Below are 17134 nucleotides of genomic sequence, written 5' to 3' on the forward strand. Positions count from 1 at the left end.
TCGAACGGGCCGTTCCTTGCGAGATTTGCAGGGAACGGCCCGTTCATAGCGCTCAGGGAGCTACTTCGTTTTCGTGGCCGTCGAGCGTGTCGAGGGCTTCTTCGCCGCCGCGGTCTTGGTAGCCGCCGTCTTGGTCGTGGCGGTCTTCTTGGCCGCGGTCGTCTTGGTGGCCGTCGTCTTCGACGCCGCCGTCTTCCGCGCCGGAGCCTTGCGCTTGGGCGCCGGCCCCTTCGCGCGCTTCTCCGCCAGCAGTTCGGCGGCGCGCTCGGCGGTCAGCTCCTCGATGCTGTCGGACTTCCGCAGCGTCGCGTTGTACTCGCCATCGGTCACGTACGGACCGAAGCGGCCGTCCTTGACCACCATCGGCTTACCGGACACCGGGTCGTCGCCCAGTTCCTTGAGCGGCGGCTTCGCGGTCGCGGACCGGCCACGCTGCTTAGGCTCCGAGTAGATCTTCAGCGCCTCTTCGAGCGTGATCGAGAACAGCTGGTCCTCGGTCGTGAGCGAACGCGAGTCCGTGCCCTTCTTCAGGTACGGCCCGTAGCGCCCGTTCTGCGCGGTGATCTCGTCGCCGGATTCCGGGTCCTTGCCGACCACGCGCGGCAGCGAGAGCAGCTTCAGCGCGTCTTCGAGGGTCATCGTCTCGATCGACATCGACTTGAACAGTGAGCCCGTCCGCGGCTTCGGCTGCTTCGCCTTGGCTGCCTTCTTCTGCGCGGCCGTCGCGCCTTCGGGCAGCGGCTCCGGCTCGGGCAGGAGCTCGGTGACGTACGGGCCGAAGCGGCCTTCCTTCGCCACGATCTCGTGTCCGCTGACCGGGTCCTTGCCGAGAACGCGGCCTTCCTGCGGCGTCGCGAACAGCTTCTCCGCGATCTCCTTGGTCAGCTCGTCCGGCGGCAGGTCCTCGGGCAGGTTCGCCCGCTGCGACGTCCCGTCGACCTCGCGCTCGAGGTACGGGCCGTAGCGGCCGACACGCACGACGACGGTGTGCCCGTCGGCGTCGGTGAACAGGGGGATCGAGTTGATCTCGCGGGCGTCGATGTCCTCGACACCCGAGCCGACCAGCTTCTTCAGCCCGCCGAGACGGCCGACCGAACCGTCGACACCCATGTCGCCACCGAAGTAGAACTTCGACAGCCACTGCGTGCGGTGCTCGTCACCGGCGGCGATGCGGTCGAGCTCGTCCTCCATACCGGCGGTGAAGTCGTAGTCGACCAGCCGCTCGAAGTGCCGCTCCATCAGGCCGATCACGGCGAACGCGACCCAGGACGGCACCAGCGCGGAACCCTTCTTCCACACGTAGCCGCGGTCCTGGATGGTCTTGATGATCGACGCGTACGTCGACGGGCGGCCGATGCCCAGCTCTTCGAGCTTGCTGACCAGGCTCGGCTCCGAGTACCGCGCCGGCGGCGACGTGGTGTGCCCGTCCGGGCTCAGCTCGGTCGCGGTCAGCGCCTGGTCCTTGACCAGCTGCGGGAGACGGCTCTGCTTGTCGTCCGCCTCGCCACCGCTCTCGGTGTCGACGGCCTCGACGTACGCCTTGAGGAACCCGGCGAAGGTGATCGTGCGGCCCGACGAGGCGAAGGTGACCTCCTCGCCGCTGGTGGCGGTGCCGACGATGCGCACCGACATCGTGGTGCCCTTCGCGTCCGCCATCTGCGACGCGATCGTGCGCTGCCAGATCATCTCGTAAAGGCGGTACTCGTCGGTGTCCAGATCCTTCGCGACCTGGCCCGGCGTGCGGAAGACCTCGCCCGAAGGACGGATCGCCTCGTGGGCTTCCTGCGCGTTCTTCACCTTGCGGGTGTACTGGCGCGGCGACGGCGAGACGTACTCCTTGCCGTACAGCTGCGTCGCCTGGCTGCGCGCCGCCGAGATCGCCGACTCCGACAGCGTCGTGGAGTCGGTACGCATATAAGTGATGTACCCGTTCTCGTACAGCTTCTGCGCGATCCGCATGGTGCGCTCGGAGGTGAACCGCAGCTTGCGGCCCGCCTCCTGCTGCAGAGTCGAGGTCATGAAGGGCGCGTACGGCTTCCGCGTGTACGGCTTCTCCTCGACGCTCGCGACCTTGAAGTCGCGGTTCTTCAGGGCCTCGGCCAGCCGGACCGCGTCGGCCTCGGCGAGCACGCGGATCTCGGTGTTCGATGAAGTGCCAGTCTTGAGCTGCCCGTCCGAGCCGAAGTCACGGCCGGTGGCCAGGCGCGCGCCGTCGACGGCGATCATCCTTGCCGGGAAGTTGCGCGGCGACGCGTCGGCGCCCGCGTCCATCGTGGCGGAGATGTCCCAGTACGACGCCGAGGTGAAGCGCATGCGCTCGCGCTCCCGCTCGACCACGATCCTGGTCGCCACGGACTGCACGCGGCCCGCCGAAAGCTTCGGCATGACCTTCTTCCACAGCACGGGCGAGACCTCGTAGCCGTAGAGCCGGTCCAGGATGCGGCGGGTCTCCTGCGCGTCGACCAGGTCGCCGTCGAGCTCGCGGGTGCTGTCGGCCGCGGCGCGGATCGCCTGCTCGGTGACCTCGTGGAAGACCATCCGGCGCACCGGGACCTTCGGCTTGAGGGTCTCCAGCAGATGCCACGCGATGGCTTCGCCCTCGCGGTCGGGGTCCGTGGCGAGGTAGAGCTCGTCGACGTCCTTCAGCAGGCCCTTCAGCTCCGTGACCTTGGACTTCTTGTCCGGCGTGACGACGTAGAGCGCCTTGAAGTCGTTGTCGACGTCGACACCCAGCCGCGCCCAAGACTCGCCCTTGTACTGGGCGGGGACGTCGGCCGCGCCGCGAGGGAGGTCGCGGATGTGTCCGACGGAGGACTCCACGACGTAGTTACCGCCGAGGTACGGGGCGATCTTGCGGGCCTTGGTCGGCGACTCGACGATCACCAGCCGACGACGGCCCGCGCCGTCGTCCGACGCCGCGGTCTTCTTCGTCCGTGCTCCTGCCACGCTGTCCTGCTCTCCGCTCATCTTCGGCGCCTTCGCGCCGCCTCTCGACCCGTCAGTGTGCACGCTCGCACCGCCCGGACCACGGCTAGGTGGTGCAACACGCCGCCGATCGTGTGTCCAGCGCATCGCCGCTGACCTCGTCGATGTTTCCTTTCAACACCTAGCACGTGATGTCGGACACGTCCGCCTGGGGTCCCGCGTGACGGGGCGAACACCCTCCGTTCGACGGTGGTGGCTCACCTCCCGCCAACGCTTCACTTGATGTCCACGCCGACCCGAAAGGACTCCACGTGACCCGACGACTCCTCGGCACACTGTTCGCCATGCTGACCGCGTCCGCCCTGGTCGGCATCGCGCCGGCGCACGCGGCCACGACCACCTTCGCCGGAACCGTGGCGTTGTCGAACTGCTCCGGGTCGGTGGTCAAACCGCCCGAGGCGAGCCTCGACGACCCGGCCCTCGTCCTTTCCAACGGGCATTGCCTGCAAGAAGGTTTCCCGGACCCCGGGGAAGTAATCGTCGACAAGCCGTCCACGCGGACCTTCAGCCTGCTGTCCAAGGACGGCCGCTCCTCGCTCGGCACGCTCAAGGCGAAGAAGCTGCTCTACGCGACGATGACCGACACCGACGTCTCGCTCTACCAGCTCGACACCAGCTACGCCAAGATCAAGTCGGCCTACGGTATCGCCCCGCTGACGCTCTCGCCGACCCGTCCGTCGGCGGGTATCGCGATGGACGTGGTGTCGGGTTACTGGAAGAAGATCTACTCCTGCAACGTCGACGGCTTCGTCCACGAACTGCGCGAGGCGAACTGGGTCTGGAAGGACTCGATCAGGTACACCTCGGCGTGCAAGACGATCGGCGGAACCTCGGGGTCGCCGATCATCGAGACCGCCACGGGGAAGGTCGTCGGCGTCAACAACACCGGCAACGAGAGCGGCCAGCGGTGCACGATGAACAACCCGTGCGAGGTCGACGCGACCGGGAAGGTGACCGTGCGGAAGGGCATCAACTACGGGCAGCAGACCTACCAGTTGACCTCCTGTCTCTCGCACAGTGAACTGGACCTTTCGAACCCGGACTGCCGGGCTCCGAAACCCTGACCGCCTGACCCTCGCGCACCGGCGAGGTCACGTGATCGACCGGACGACACGCGTGACTGGATGGACGACACGAGCGCGGCCGGGGCTTCTTGCCTCGTGAGTGGTGAGGACGGTTAGAACCGTCCTCACCACTCACGAGCGTCAGACGGCGCGCACCACGGGCACCAGGCTCGGCCAAGCGGGCTCGGCACCCGCCGGCGCGTCTCCGATCAGCTCCAGCACGTGCGCGAGCCGCCTCCGGCCGGTGACCCGCAGCAGCGCCTCTTCACCTTTCTGCACCTTCGCCGGGACGCCCAGCTGGGCCAGCGCCGTGATCAGCCGCTCATGCGTCTCCGGCGCCTCCGGATCCAGCGCGAGCAGGTAGCCGTTGCCCTGCGGACTGCCCGCCGCCAGCGCCCACATCCTCAACATGGCCCCATCGAGCCGGAAGCCCTCCGGCAGGACCTTCTCTTCACCACGGTTCCAGCGCTGCTCAAGTGGCAGCAGATCGACCCGGAACGGCGTTCTCACGAGCGGCCGCCCGCATTCGGCGGCCGTGACCTGCGCCTCCGCGCCGCGACGACGGCATTCCCTGGCGAGGGCACCCGCCCGCCACGGCTCGTCGACCACGGCGGACAGCCGCGCGGCCGTCCGCCCGAAACCCGTCATCCGCCCGGGCCCGCACAGCACTCCGGCGAGGTCGGCGAGCCCCGGCCCGCTCGCCTCCGCCGAGAAGAGCGAGATCGTCCCGTCCACCCGGACAGAATAGAACACAAGTTCGACTCATGGCCAGTGATGAGGCGGTGACTCAGCGAGGTTGTTTGACCAAATCCTGGCAATTCGGGATCCGGCTGCTCGCCGCGGCGAGCTGAGGGACGTCGTTAAGGCCCCTGAGGAGGTCGAGGCGGTCTAGTTCGTCGAGGGACGTCCTCGCGTCGCGAAGCGCCGTTTTCGTCGCTTCGGGGTCGCTTGAGGAGTCGAGGCGGTGGCGGACGTCGTCGGCGCGGGCCCGGATGCCGTCGAGCTGGGCGACGGCGGACGTGCGCGCGGAGTCACCGCCCGCGACCGGCGCCGGCCCGAGGTTCGCCATGGCGGCGGAGGTCCGGTCCAGCCCTTCGACGACCGAGGCCATCAGTTCGCTGGAGGTACGGGAAGCCTGCTGTGGCGTGCTCGGATCGACGCTGGGCAGCGTCGCCAGCGTCCGGACGAGGCCGCCCGCCGCGCCGCAGTACCCCTCCGTCCATGCGGAGGCGGGGTCGGCCTCCGACGCGCTGACCGTCGCGAGACCTTCTTGTCTGGCGTGGGAAGTCACCGCGGGCTGCTGCCCGCACCCGGCGAGGCCGAGTCCGATACCTGTTGCTAGCGCGGCAAGGACGGTGAACCGCGGCCGCACGAAAACACCTCCCGACCTGACGACTTCCCGGCTGGCCCCCGACGGTACCGATACCGGGGGGCAATGCAAATCAACGCGACACCGAAGAACGGTCAGGAAGGCAGCTTCTTGCAGTTCGGGGCCTGTGCGGCCAGCGTTTTCAACGAAACGTTCGTTTCCAGCTGCTGGAACGGGTCGGGCATGTCGTTGATGTCGGCTCCGATTCGCCGGAAGGAAACCGCGGCGGCCGCAACGGCGGCCTTGTCGTCCTTCGGTGCCGCGTCGAGGGCGGACTTCGCGGCGAGCACCTTGTCCCGGATGGGCGTCAGCGTGTCGACGATGCTCTTGCGCGCCGCGTCGGCTTCCGCGCTCGGCGCCTGGCCGAGCTTCCCCAATCCGGTGACCGCGTTGTCGAACCCGGGCGCGAACACCCCGAAGGCCTCGTCCATCGCCTTCCGCGCACTGACGACGTCGTCCTGCTCGAAGTCGGGCAGCCGGAAATCGCCGATCTTGGCGAAGTCGATCAGCGAACCGCAGAAACCGTCCATCCAGGAACTCCCGGCCGCGGGGGCGGGAGAAGAAGGAGAAGGAGCGGCCGTCCGCTCGGCGCCACCACAGCCCGCCAGCAGGAAAACGACGGCGAACAGCACGATCGGACGCCTCATGGCAGGGACTCCCCCGGATCGGATCGGCGTGACGGGCAGACATTAGCCTGCGCCGGACAGACGCCGGGCCCGCCACGAAAGATCGTGACGGGCCCGGCGGTAAAGAAACCGCTACGCCTTCGTTTGCGCGGGGGTCTCGGAAAGAACCGACTCGCGGCGCTTGGAGACCACGATCGCCGCGACGATGATCGCGACGGCGACCAGCGAGATCGCGATGCGGATGCCGACGTTCGCGTCCGCGCCGATCGAGAACTGCACGACCGCCGGGGCGATCAGCACCGACACCAGGTTCATCACCTTGATCAGCGGGTTGATCGCGGGACCGGCGGTGTCCTTGAACGGGTCACCCACGGTGTCACCGATGATGGTGGCCTCGTGCGCGTCCGACCCCTTGCCGCCGTGGCTTCCGTCCTCCACGAGCTTCTTCGCGTTGTCCCAGGCGCCACCGGAGTTGGCGAGGAAGATCGCCATCAGGGTGCCGGAAGCGATCGCGCCGGCCAGGTAACCGGCGAGCGCGCCGGTGCCGAGGCCGAAGCCGACCGCGATGGGGGCGAAGACCGCGAGCAGACCGGGCGTGGTCAGCTCACGCAGCGAGTCGCGCGTGACGATGTCGACGACCCGGCCGTACTCGGGACGGGTGGTGCCCTCCATGATCCCCGGGATGTCGCGGAACTGGCGGCGCACCTCGTAGACGACCGCGCCGGCGGCACGGGACACCGCGTTGACCGCGAGACCGGAGAACAGGAACACGACCGCCGCACCGATGATGACACCGACCAGGGTGTTCGGGCTGACCACTTCGTTGACGAAGAAGTTCAGCGCGGACGCGCTGGCCTGCGCCGCCTCCGGGATCGACTTCAGCGCCTTGCTGATCGCGTCCTGATAGGACCCGAACAGCGCCGTCGCCGCGAGGACCGCCGTGGCGATCGCGATGCCCTTGGTGATGGCCTTGGTGGTGTTGCCGACCGCGTCGAGTTCGGTGAGGATCTGCGCCGCGTCCTCGTCGACGTCGCCCGACATCTCGGCGATGCCCTGCGCGTTGTCCGAAATCGGGCCGAAGGTGTCCATCGCGACGATGACGCCGACCGTGGTGAGCAGACCGGTACCGGCCAGCGCCACGGCGAACAGCGCGACGCCGCCACCGAGCAGGTACGCGCCGAACACGGCCGCGCTGATGACCAGCGCGGTGTACACGGCGGACTCGAAACCGACCGAGATACCGGCCAGGATCACCGTCGCCGCACCGGTTTCCGAAGACTTGCCGACCTCCTTGACCGGCTTGTGCTCGGTGCCGGTGTAGTAGCCGGTGAGCTTGAGGATGACCGCCGCGAGCACGATGCCGATGAGCACCGAGATGGTCGCGATCAGCGCCGGGTTGCCGGGCTCGCTGGTGGCACCGCTGGTCAGCTCGGAGAACGAACCGGGCAGGTAGACGAACGCGGCGATCGTCGAGAGCACCGCGGAAATCCCCGCGGAGATGTAGAACGAGCGGTTGATCGTGACCAGGCCGCCTTCACCCGCCTTGGCCTTGGTGATGTAGACACCGATGACCGCGGTGATCACGCCGATGGCGGGAACGATGAGCGGGAAGATCAGGCCGTGCACGCCGAAGGCCGTGCTACCCAGGATCAGCGCCGCGACGAGCATGACCGCGTACGACTCGAAGAGGTCCGCCGCCATCCCGGCGCAGTCGCCCACGTTGTCACCGACGTTGTCGGCGATGGTGGCCGCGTTGCGCGGGTCGTCCTCGGGGATGCCCTGCTCGACCTTGCCGACCAGGTCCGCGCCGACGTCGGCGGCCTTGGTGAAGATACCGCCGCCGACACGCATGAACATCGCGATCAGCGCGGCACCGAAACCGAAGCCCTCCAACACCTTCGGGGCCTGTCCGGTGTAGACGAGGACGACCACCGCGGCGCCGAAGAGGCCGAGACCGACGGTGATCATGCCGACGACGCCACCGGTGCGGAAGGCCAGGCGCATCGCCTTCTCGCGACCGCCCGCCTCGCGCGAAGCGGCCGCGACACGCAGGTTCGCCTGCGTCGCCAGCCACATGCCGAGATAGCCGATCGCGAAGGAGAATCCGGCACCGACCAAGAAGAAGATGGACCTGCCGATCTTCTCGTTCCAGTCATCGGCCGGCAAAGCGAAGAGCAGCACGAAAACGATCGCGCCGAAGATCGCGAGAGTGTTGCGCTGCCGTTTGAGATAGGCAGCCGCGCCTTCCTGCACTGCCTTCGCGATGTCCTGCATCTTGGAGGTGCCCTGGCCCGCGGCCAGGACCTCCTTCATCAGAACGTAGCCGATGACCAGTGCGGCAAGGGCGACCACGGCGATCACACCGACGATGGTGTAACCACCTCCGGAGAGCGTGAGTTCGCCCTCCGCGAGGAACTGCCGGGACATTCGTCCTCCTGGAGACGTCGCCGTTGGCCAACGACGATCCGCCGATGGAGCCGGCGTTCCGACGTTGGCATGGGGAGCTGAGCCGAACGTCACGCTAGTCGCACTGCAAGGCACGTCTCACATGACGCTCGCCACAGACGGTGTGGATTGCGGGAGTGTATTGGTAGTGGGATGGCGGGCGGCAAGGCGTCCCCGCCACCGTACGTTCCGTAATCTTGTGAGGCTGGTCACTGTATCGATCATCAGCGGCCGCTTCCAGTGCCTGTTCCGTCCGGCGGCGGACCGTTTCTGTCGGTGCGCTGTGCGAAGCTTCCGAAGGTGGACGGCACGGTGCGATCCGGCAAGGGCCGGCGGCTTCTCGACCGCGCGACGGCGGGGATCCCGGCTTCGCTGTACCCGGTCACCCATGTGGCCGAGCTGCCGGCTCGTCCGGCGGATTTCGTGGACTGGCCGGATTGGGTGGCGGGTCCCGTCGTCGAGGCGCTGAAGGCGAACGGGGTCGAGGCGCCATGGCGGCATCAGGCGGAAGCCGCGTCCTTGGTCCGCGAAGGCGAGCATGTCGTGATCTCGACAGGCACCGCGTCGGGCAAGTCGCTCGCGTACCAGCTGCCGGTGCTCTCGGCACTGGTCGAGGACGAGCGGGCCACGGCGCTGTACCTGTCGCCGACCAAGGCGCTCGGCGCCGATCAGTTGCGCGCGGTGTCCTCTTTGGACATCAAAAAGGCGCGGGCGGCGTCGTTCGACGGCGACACCCCGATGGAGGAGCGGGACTGGGTCCGCGCACACGCGAACTGGGTGTTCACGAACCCGGACATGCTGCACCGCGGGATCCTCTCGTCGCACGCGCGCTGGTCCCGGTTCTTCCGGCGGCTCTCGTTCGTCGTCGTCGACGAGTGCCACAGCTATCGCGGTGTCTTCGGTTCCCACGTGGCGCTGCTGCTGCGCAGGCTGCGGAGGGTCGCGGCGTACTACGGCGCTTCGCCGGTCTTCGTCCTCGCGTCCGCGACCACGGCGGATCCGGCGGCGTTCGCGTCGAAGCTCACGGGGCAGGACTGCGTCCCGGTCACCGAGGACGGCTCGCCGCGCGGCGCCCGCACGGTCGCGTTGTGGGAACCCCCGCTGCTGTCGGAACTCTCGGGCGAGAACGGGGCACCGGTGCGGCGCTCGGCGGGCGCCGAGGCTGCCCGGATCCTCGCCGAACTGGTCATCGAAGGCGCCCGCTCGCTGGCGTTCGTCCGGTCTCGGCGAGGCGCTGAGCTGACCGCGCTCGGCGCCCGGCGCATTCTGTCCGAAGTGGACGGTGCGCTGGCGGAATCGGTCGCCGCGTACCGCTCCGGGTATCTGCCGGAGGAAAGGCGAGCCCTCGAAGCGGCGCTACTGTCCGGGCGGTTGCTCGGTGTCGCGACGACGAACGCGCTCGAACTCGGGGTCGACATCGCCGGACTGGACGCGGTGGTGCTGGCGGGTTATCCGGGCACGCTCGCGTCGTTCTGGCAGCAGGCCGGCCGGGCCGGGCGCGCGGGCGACGCGGCACTGGTCGTCTTCGTGGCCCGCGACGACCCGCTGGACACCTATCTCGTGCACCATCCGTCCGCGATCCTGGACCGGCCGGTGGAGGCCGCCGTCCTCGACCCGTCGAATCCGTACGTGCTCGGGCCGCAGCTGGCGTGCGCCATCGCCGAACTCCCGCTGACCGAGCCGGAGGTCGCGGCCTTCGGCGGGGACCCGGCGCGCGCCGTGCTCGCCGACCTGGTCAAGGAGAAGATCGTCCGCCGCCGCACGAGCGGCTGGTACTGGACCTCGCGCGACCGGCCGCACGCCGAGGTCGGCATCCGGGGCTCCGGCGGTGAGCAGATCGCGGTGGTGGAAGCCGATTCCGGCCGGATGCTCGGCACGGTCGACCCGGGTTCAGCCTGCTACGCGGTCCATCCCGGTGCGGTGTACCTGCACCAGGGTTCGTCCTATGTGGTCGACGAACTGGATCTGGAGACCGGGCTCGCCCTGGTGCACGCGGAGGATCCGGACTGGACCACGTCACCGCGCGAGATCGTCGACATCAGCGTGCTGCGCACCGAAGAGAAGCGAGTGCACGGCGGGGTCACGGTGAACCTCGGCGAGGTTTCGGTGAGCTCGCAAGTGGTCGGCTACTTGCGGAGACGTCCGTCCGGTGAGGTGCTGGACCAGACTCCGCTGGATCTGCCGGAGCAGAGCCTGCACACCCGTGCCGTCTGGTACACGATCTCGGCCGAACTGCTCGGCGCGTCCGATGGCGTGGCGGGGACCGGAGGCCATCGGACGGGGACCGAAGCTCTGGAGCCGGTGGGGACCGGAGGCTCCAGGGTGGGGACCGAGGAACTTGGCGGGGCACCGGGGACGGGCGCCGAGTTGGATCCGGCGCGCGTCCCCGGTGCCCTGCATGCCGCCGAGCACGCGGCGATCGGCCTGCTACCGCTGTTCGCTACTTGCGACCGCTGGGACATTGGCGGGGTGTCGACCGCGTGGCACGAGGACACCGGGGAGGCGACGGTGTTCGTGCACGATGGCCATCCCGGGGGTGCGGGATTCGCCGACCGCGGATTTGCCGCGATTGTCCCTTGGCTGGCCGCAACGCGGGAGGCGATCGTTTCCTGCGAGTGCCCGGCCGGCTGCCCGTCCTGCGTCCAGTCGCCGAAGTGCGGGAACGGCAACGATCCGCTGGACAAGGCGGGGGCGGTGGCCGTTCTGGACACCGTGCTCGGGGCTTTGCGTCAGCACGGGTCCGTGTCCGGCCACGGGGTGGCTTGAAATTGTGGGTTGATCAGGCGGCGGTGCTGAGGCTCGCCACAGGGGCGACGGCCTGGCCACCGGCCAGCGCACGGACGAGCACGTCGTGCACGTCGGTGGCCTCGGGCAGCTGCCAGCCCCAGACCTCGGGCTTGACCCGCCAGTGCACGACACCGTGCTGGAACGGCGACGGGGGCAGCGGGATGTAGCCGTTCGCGCCGTGCCACTGGATCGAGGCCTGGTCGGCCAGTTCCCGCGGGATGCTCGTGGCGACGGTGGTGAGGAACAGCCAGCGGCCGTTCGGCATCGCGACGATCGGGGCGGGGTGCCCGGTGGCGCGCAGCAGGCGGGCGGCGGCCTTCCCGAGTTCGTCGTCGACCTCGATGGCGTCGAGCACGGTGCCGGTGGCGACGAGCAGGCTGTGCGTGTCGTCGCCGAACCAGGTGGCGACCTCGTGGGGGTGGGTCTCGGTCAGTTCACGCCAGTTGTCCTGGGCCGGGACCGGACGCCGCCAGGTGAGGTCGTCACCGTCGGCGGTGAGCGCCGCGGGCTCGGCGCCCGGGAGCACCGGCCAGCCACGCCAGGCGAGACCGATCGCCTCCGCACGCATTTCGATGCGGAAGGCGCCCCGCCAGCTGTCCGGCCAATTCGCGTCCAACATTACTGTCCCTGCCTCAGGTCAACTCTGTCCTGTGTCTGTCTCTGTCGCACCGGCCTCGGCGAACTTTTCGAAGTGGCGCACATCTCAATAAACGGCAAGTTGCACATCGGGAGAAGACCTCACGCGACAACCGGCGGTTACTTAGCGATGAACGCGCGGTAGTGCGACCGGACGGACCGAACGCCGGACGTCCGGTTATCGGGCCCGCACGACCGGTATGGAGCCGTTCGTCGCAGCCGACCTGGGCTTCCCGCCTGCGTGACGGCGCTCGCGGTGAGCGGCGGGCGGCCGTTCGGCGGTGAGCTGATCATGGCTTCGACCGCTCGCCGCGCGTCAACGACCGCTGCTCGCGCCCAGCGGTTACTCGCGCGTACTACTCGCCGGTCACCGGCCGGCGACCGTTCCCCGTGCGACCTCAGTCACGGCGACCGGTCGACCGGCCCCGCCCTCGCCCGCGCCTCCGCCCGCCCGGTGACCGTCGGACGGCCCGAGGGCTCCGAGCGCACCTCGACCAGGGCGTCACCTCGTTCCCACTGGCAGGTCAGCAGCGTGACCGACATCCGGACGGCGACCTGCCGGGCCCGTTCGCAGGCCGCGGCGGGACCGTCCGACGCGTGCGAGGCCGCCGCGAGCGCCGCCAGGTCCGCGGCGGCCTCGGCACGGTGCCGGGTCGTGACGGCGGCGCCGATCCAGAAGGCGATCGCGGCCGCGCAGACCAGGACCGCGACCATCGAGGCGGTCCACACGGTCGCGACACCGCGATCGTCCGCGGTCACGGCCCGCTCCCCGGCTCGGCGACGGCAAAGGCGCTGGAGCGCAGCCGGATACCCGGCAGGAGCCCGGCGACCGGCTCGGCCTCGACGCCGGCCGTGATGGTGTCGCCTTCGCGGACGACGTCCAGCCGGGCGCCGGACGGCGCGATCTCCCGGACCGCCTGTTCGGCACGGGCGGGCTGGCCGCGGGCGAGGAGCCTGGCGGCCTCGCGGGCGGCGTCGGTGCAGCGAAGCTGATCGGACGCGACCCCGATCCCGGCGAGCAGCAGGGCCGAGACGAAGGTCAGAGCACCGATGCCGAGCGCGGCCTCCACCGTGACGGAGCCGCGGTCTTCGCCGCGCATCAGAACTTCACCGACAGGGCCCGCTCGATGAGTGCGGTGAGCCCGGCTCGGACGGCTTCGCTGTCGATGACCACATAGAGGAGGGCCGCCAGCGCGGCGGCGGCGATGGTGGCGATGGCGTATTCGATCGTCGCCATGCCGTCGTCTTCGCGGAAGGTGGGGAGCTTGTTCAAGGGATTCGCCTTTCGATCAGAGGACGCCGTCGAGCCGCCCGGCGAGGCCGAGCACGACGGGCAGGACACCGAGACAGAGGAACGCGGGAAGGAAACACAGGCCGATCGGTGCCGCCAGCAGTACTCCCGCCCGTTCCGCGCGTTCCTCGGCCTCGGCGGAGAGCGACTCGCGCAGCCTTCGCGCGAGGTCCTTCGCGTGCGTGGCGAGCGCGGTGCCCGCCCGCGCCGTCCGGACGGCGGCGACGGCCAGTTCGGTCAGGCCGGGCCGGTCGCGGACCGGCACCCAGGCTTCCGCCGGCCCGATGCCGACGGCGAGATGCGACGCCACCGCACGCAGAGCCGCCGCGGTCTTCGGTGAGGCTGTCGGTGCGACGGCCTCGAGCGCGACGGGCACCGGCAGCCCACCCGCCAGGCAGGCGGCCAGCAGGTCGAGGGTGGCCGCGGACCGGACGAGTTCGAAGACGCCGTTGTCCCGGGGCGGCCGCGTCCGAAGCCGCGTGAGAAGCCGGCCTGGCCGCGCTACGCCTCCGGCCGCGACGCGTGGCCAACAGAAGACGGCACCGCCCAGCAGGATCAACGCCGCACCGGTCAGCACGACGCCACCCGCCCGGTGAGGGCCCGGCACCAAGCCGTACCCGCCCAGATCAGCCCGCTGCCCACGACGAGCAGCGACTGACCGGCGCCCGTCCCCGTGAGGACGTGGACCGGGCCCGCCCCCATCGCCTCGCCGAGCGGCAGGCACAGCAGCGGAAGGGCCGCGAGTACGGCGGCACTCGCCCGGGGACCGGCCATCTTGGCTTTGAGCCGGCGGCGAAAGCCGATCCCGGCCTCCGCGTCCCGTCTCGCGGCGTCGAGCACGTCGGCCATCGGGAGCCCGAACCGGTTCGCGAGCGTCCATGCGTTCACCAGTGCCGGTGGCGCGTCCGGATCGGCCGCGGTCTCACCACCGAGCCGGGCGGCCGCGATGAGCCCGCGCAGCCGCTCGGACGCCGCGGGGATCGCCTCCGCGGTGGCTTCGGCCGCCGTCACCGGATGGGCGCCCGCGCGGAGTTCACCGATCATCGTCCGCAGAACCGACGCGGTGAGCTCGGCTTCGGCCAGCGCCGCGTTCGCCCGCGCTCGCGACCGGACCTCCTGGCGGATGGTCACGGTGAGCACGAGTACCGCGACGGCCCAGCCGATCCCGAGAAACGGCAGGACGAGCAGCGCCGGCAGAGGCCACCAACCCCTCCGAAGCGCCCGTGGCGGACGCCAGGCGATCGGCGCGCGCGCCATACGCTTCGGCCAGCAGGCCAGGCCCGCGCCGCAGGAGAGCAGGAACCACGGGTTCATGCCGCCAGCTCCTCGAACGGAGTCTCGTCGCCGATCCAGGTGCCTTTGCTCCAGACCGGAACGACCTTGGCCTCGCCTCGATAGGACCGGAGTACACCGACCTCGTCCAGCCGCCGGATCCCGCTCGGCAGCCGGACCATGTGCAGGACCACCCGCACCGCCGCCGTCAGCTGGCTGTGCAACGCGTCCCGTTTCAGTCCGCCGAGCGCGGCCAGCGCCTCCATCCGTGCGGGGACCTCCTCCGAGGAATTGGCGTGCAGGGTGCAGCCGCCACCCTCGTGCCCGGTGTTCATCGCGTTCAGCAACGCGATCACCTCCCCGCCGCGCACCTCTCCGACGACCAGGCGGTCCGGACGCATTCGCAGCGCCTGACGCACCAGTTCGCTCAGCCCGATCTCGCCCGCGCCCTCGACGTTGGCCGGGCGGGTGAGCAGGCTGACGAACTGCGGATGGTCCGGTTGCAGTTCTCCGGCGTCCTCGACGCAGACGATGCGTTCGGACGGCGGGACGGCGCCGAGCAACGCGGCGAGCAAGGTCGTCTTGCCCGTCCCGGTCCCGCCGGAGACGACGAACGCGAGCCGTCGCCGGATGACCGAGTCGAGCAGATCCGCGCCGCTGGTGCCGAACACCCCGCGCAACCGGAGTTCGGCGAGATCATGGGTGGCCGGCCGGAGGACGCGGAGCGAGAGGGAGGTCCCGGCGGGCGCGAGCGGCGGGAGTACCGCGTGCATCCGGACCCGGCCTTGCGGCCCCACTCCCGGCAGCCAGCAGTCGGCGAACGGTTGCGCGTCGTCCAGCCGCCGCCCGCCGGCGAGGGCGAGCCGCTGGGCCAGCCTGCGGACCGCTTCCTCGTCGGCGAAACGGATGTCCGTCGCCTTGGGACCCTTACCGGTGTCCATCCAGACCTCGTCGGGAGCGGTGACGAGAATGTCGGTGACGCCGGGCTCTTCGAGAAGCGGTGCGAGGGGGCCGGCGCCGACGAACTCGTCACGGGCCAGCCGGACCGCTCCGAGGACGGCGTCCTGACCGAGCGCGCCGCCCGCTTCGGCGCGGACAGCCCGCGCGACGCTCACCGGATCCGCCGGGGCGTCCGATCCGGCCAGCCGCCGCCGGACCCGCTCGACCAGGTCTTCGGTCATCTCGAAGCACCGGCCAGGTTTCCGCGCGCCGCCGCGAGGACTTCGGTGGCGGCCGTCGCCAGGTGCCCGCGATGTCTCGGGACGAATTCGCCGCGGTCGAGGGCCACCGAGAGGGACCGCTCACGGCCCATCGACGTGATGAGCGGGACGCCGACGGCGTCGGCGATCTCCTGGGGGATCAGCCCGGCGGGCGACGGCCCGCGGACCGCGACACCGATCCTCGTCGCGTGGGGTTCGAGCCTGGCGAGGACCTGTTTCGCGGCGGCACAGGCACGGAGTTCCGCGGGGACGACGACCACGACGAGATCGGCAAGCCCGATCACGGCGGACGTCTCGGGGCCGAAATACCTCGGCAGATCGCAGACGACGGTCCGCCCCGCGCGCCGTCCGGCGTTCAGCACGCCCTCGATCGCCTCGGGCCCGGGGCCGCGTCCTTCCCGCCCATAGGACACAAAGGACAGTGAGCCGGTCGAGTACTTCTTTCGCGGCAGGGCTTCGCTCAACGCGGCCATGGACACCCTGCCGCCGAGGTCGAGCTCCGGCCACCGGGGCCCGCGATCACGTTCGGCGGCGAGGAGTACGTCGACCCCGCCGCCGAGCGGGTCGCAGTCGACCAGCAGCCCGCCGGTGCCGGACTTCTCCGCTTGATACGCGACGGCGGCCGCCAGCACGGAAGCCCCGGCACCGCCACGCCCGCCGATGATCCCGATGACGACGCCGTCGTCACGCGCCGGCCCGTCGACGACGTCGGCGAATTCGCCGATGAGGTCGGCTTCCTCGTCCGGGAGCGAAAGGACCTTCTCCGAACCGGTGTTGAAGGCACGCTCCCACGTCACCGGTGTCGGCGCGCCCTTGCAGATCAGCAGGACCTTGTTCCGCCGCAGCAGGCGGTTCGGCGCGCTCGCGGCTTCCTCGTCGAGGACCACGAGCGGCGCGCGGGCCCATCTTCCGCGCGCCGCGTCCAGATCGGGTGCGCGTTCGACCTCGCAGCCCGCGGCGGCGGCCACGCGCAGGATCTCGTCGAGCAGGATGTCGTCGCCTGCGACGACGAGCGGATGTTCCACGGTCATGATTCCCCCAGTGATTCGGTCGGACTCGGGTGATGACTCCACGGTCGCGCCGGTCGCCCGCCGCGCACAACGCCATTCCGCCCCACCTGTGGACAACCGGGGTGTTGTGGACAACTCCGCCGCGGGAAACCGGTTTCCCGCGGTTTTGTCGGTCCCTTTCCACTACGAACCCACGACTCTGTTCGCAGCCGGAAACGAGCAAGAAAATGGTTGAGAGAAAAGAAAGTTAACGAACTCCGGCCGGTTCCTGCGTTGCCCGGGCGGGGTTTCCGCGGCCGTCGAGGTCTGAACCACTGACACCGCAAGGGATCGAGGAGGCGGCCCTCGCCAGGGGGGAGGGACGAGGGCCGCCTGGGGTTCAGCCCCGGGGGGTCGGACTGAACCTGGGCCCGGTGCAACACCGGGCAA

General features: G+C 69.9%; 15 protein-coding genes. 2 read left to right on the forward strand and 13 right to left on the reverse strand.

Features of this window, described 5'->3' with window-relative positions:
• Positions 1-60: 60 nt before the first annotated feature.
• Complete coding sequence (topA, locus tag NQK81_RS22895; protein WP_257483205.1) at positions 61-2967, reverse strand: type I DNA topoisomerase; 2907 nt, start codon at positions 2965-2967, stop codon at positions 61-63.
• 269 nt (positions 2968-3236) lie between these two features.
• Between topA and NQK81_RS22900 the strand changes: the two genes are divergently transcribed.
• Positions 3237-4049 (forward strand): S1 family peptidase, encoded by an 813-nt coding sequence (locus NQK81_RS22900; RefSeq protein WP_257483206.1) that lies wholly within the window; start codon positions 3237-3239, stop codon positions 4047-4049.
• A 141-nt stretch (positions 4050-4190) separates the two neighbouring features.
• On the opposite strand, the gene NQK81_RS22905 is transcribed toward NQK81_RS22900, so the two are convergent.
• The 4 genes from NQK81_RS22905 to NQK81_RS22920 all read right to left on the reverse strand — a co-directional run bounded on the left by NQK81_RS22905 (position 4191) and on the right by NQK81_RS22920 (position 8471).
• Positions 4191-4802: a hypothetical protein gene (locus tag NQK81_RS22905; RefSeq protein ID WP_257483207.1), complete on the reverse strand. Its 612-nt coding sequence runs from the start codon at positions 4800-4802 to the stop codon at positions 4191-4193.
• A 34-nt stretch (positions 4803-4836) separates the two neighbouring features.
• A complete protein-coding gene (locus NQK81_RS22910) occupies positions 4837-5421 on the reverse strand; it encodes a hypothetical protein (protein ID WP_257483208.1) in 585 nt (194 codons plus the stop codon).
• A 92-nt stretch (positions 5422-5513) separates the two neighbouring features.
• Positions 5514-6065 carry a hypothetical protein gene (locus tag NQK81_RS22915; protein WP_257483209.1) on the reverse strand — a complete coding sequence of 184 codons (552 nt, stop codon included), beginning with the start codon at positions 6063-6065 and terminating at the stop codon, positions 5514-5516.
• A 111-nt stretch (positions 6066-6176) separates the two neighbouring features.
• On the reverse strand, positions 6177-8471 hold the full coding sequence (locus tag NQK81_RS22920; RefSeq protein ID WP_257483210.1) for a sodium-translocating pyrophosphatase: 2295 nt from the start codon (positions 8469-8471) through the stop codon (positions 6177-6179).
• 318 nt (positions 8472-8789) lie between these two features.
• On the opposite strand from NQK81_RS22920, the gene NQK81_RS22925 reads away from it, so the two are divergent.
• Positions 8790-11255, forward strand: coding sequence for a DEAD/DEAH box helicase (locus NQK81_RS22925; RefSeq protein WP_257483211.1), 2466 nt, complete (start codon positions 8790-8792; stop codon positions 11253-11255).
• Between the two features lie 13 nt (positions 11256-11268).
• Here NQK81_RS22925 and NQK81_RS22930 read toward each other — a convergent pair whose 3' ends face one another.
• The 8 genes from NQK81_RS22930 to ssd form a co-directional block, all read right to left on the reverse strand.
• Positions 11269-11895 carry a bifunctional DNA primase/polymerase gene (locus NQK81_RS22930; protein ID WP_126730092.1) on the reverse strand — a complete coding sequence of 209 codons (627 nt, stop codon included), beginning with the start codon at positions 11893-11895 and terminating at the stop codon, positions 11269-11271.
• 419 nt (positions 11896-12314) lie between these two features.
• The gene (locus NQK81_RS22935; RefSeq protein ID WP_257483212.1) at positions 12315-12671 is read right to left on the reverse strand and encodes an Rv3654c family TadE-like protein; all 357 of its coding nucleotides are present in this window, start codon (positions 12669-12671) and stop codon (positions 12315-12317) included.
• Positions 12668-13012, reverse strand: a complete 345-nt coding sequence (locus NQK81_RS22940; protein ID WP_126730089.1) for a TadE family type IV pilus minor pilin — start codon at positions 13010-13012, stop codon at positions 12668-12670. The genes NQK81_RS22935 and NQK81_RS22940 overlap by 4 nt, the downstream gene beginning before the upstream one ends.
• Positions 13012-13185: a DUF4244 domain-containing protein gene (locus tag NQK81_RS22945; RefSeq protein WP_257483213.1), complete on the reverse strand. Its 174-nt coding sequence runs from the start codon at positions 13183-13185 to the stop codon at positions 13012-13014. The genes NQK81_RS22940 and NQK81_RS22945 overlap by 1 nt, the downstream gene beginning before the upstream one ends.
• A gap of 16 nt (positions 13186-13201) precedes the next feature.
• Positions 13202-13780 carry a type II secretion system F family protein gene (locus NQK81_RS22950; protein ID WP_257483214.1) on the reverse strand — a complete coding sequence of 193 codons (579 nt, stop codon included), beginning with the start codon at positions 13778-13780 and terminating at the stop codon, positions 13202-13204.
• Positions 13774-14517 (reverse strand): type II secretion system F family protein, encoded by a 744-nt coding sequence (locus NQK81_RS22955; RefSeq protein ID WP_257483215.1) that lies wholly within the window; start codon positions 14515-14517, stop codon positions 13774-13776. Before NQK81_RS22955 ends, NQK81_RS22950 begins: the two co-directional genes overlap by 7 nt.
• A complete protein-coding gene (locus NQK81_RS22960) occupies positions 14514-15656 on the reverse strand; it encodes a TadA family conjugal transfer-associated ATPase (RefSeq protein WP_257483216.1) in 1143 nt (380 codons plus the stop codon). The genes NQK81_RS22955 and NQK81_RS22960 overlap by 4 nt, the downstream gene beginning before the upstream one ends.
• Positions 15653-16726, reverse strand: coding sequence for a septum site-determining protein Ssd (gene ssd / locus NQK81_RS22965; RefSeq protein WP_257483217.1), 1074 nt, complete (start codon positions 16724-16726; stop codon positions 15653-15655). Before ssd ends, NQK81_RS22960 begins: the two co-directional genes overlap by 4 nt.
• Between the last annotated feature and the right edge of the window lie 408 nt (positions 16727-17134).

It is taken from the genome of Amycolatopsis roodepoortensis (genome assembly GCF_024628825.1).
In the GTDB taxonomy this organism is placed as follows: Bacteria; Actinomycetota; Actinomycetes; order Mycobacteriales; family Pseudonocardiaceae; genus Amycolatopsis; species Amycolatopsis roodepoortensis.

Coding starts and splice junctions, on each gene's coding strand:
- topA (WP_257483205.1), bottom strand. CDS start 2,967: ATGAGCGGAGAGCAGGACAGCGTGGCAGGAGCACGGACGAAGAAGACC.
- NQK81_RS22915 (WP_257483209.1), bottom strand. CDS start 6,065: ATGAGGCGTCCGATCGTGCTGTTCGCCGTCGTTTTCCTGCTGGCGGGC.
- NQK81_RS22920 (WP_257483210.1), bottom strand. CDS start 8,471: ATGTCCCGGCAGTTCCTCGCGGAGGGCGAACTCACGCTCTCCGGAGGT.
- NQK81_RS22930 (WP_126730092.1), bottom strand. CDS start 11,895: ATGTTGGACGCGAATTGGCCGGACAGCTGGCGGGGCGCCTTCCGCATC.
- NQK81_RS22940 (WP_126730089.1), bottom strand. CDS start 13,012: ATGCGCGGCGAAGACCGCGGCTCCGTCACGGTGGAGGCCGCGCTCGGC.
- NQK81_RS22955 (WP_257483215.1), bottom strand. CDS start 14,517: ATGAACCCGTGGTTCCTGCTCTCCTGCGGCGCGGGCCTGGCCTGCTGG.
- NQK81_RS22960 (WP_257483216.1), bottom strand. CDS start 15,656: ATGACCGAAGACCTGGTCGAGCGGGTCCGGCGGCGGCTGGCCGGATCG.
- ssd (WP_257483217.1), bottom strand. CDS start 16,726: ATGACCGTGGAACATCCGCTCGTCGTCGCAGGCGACGACATCCTGCTC.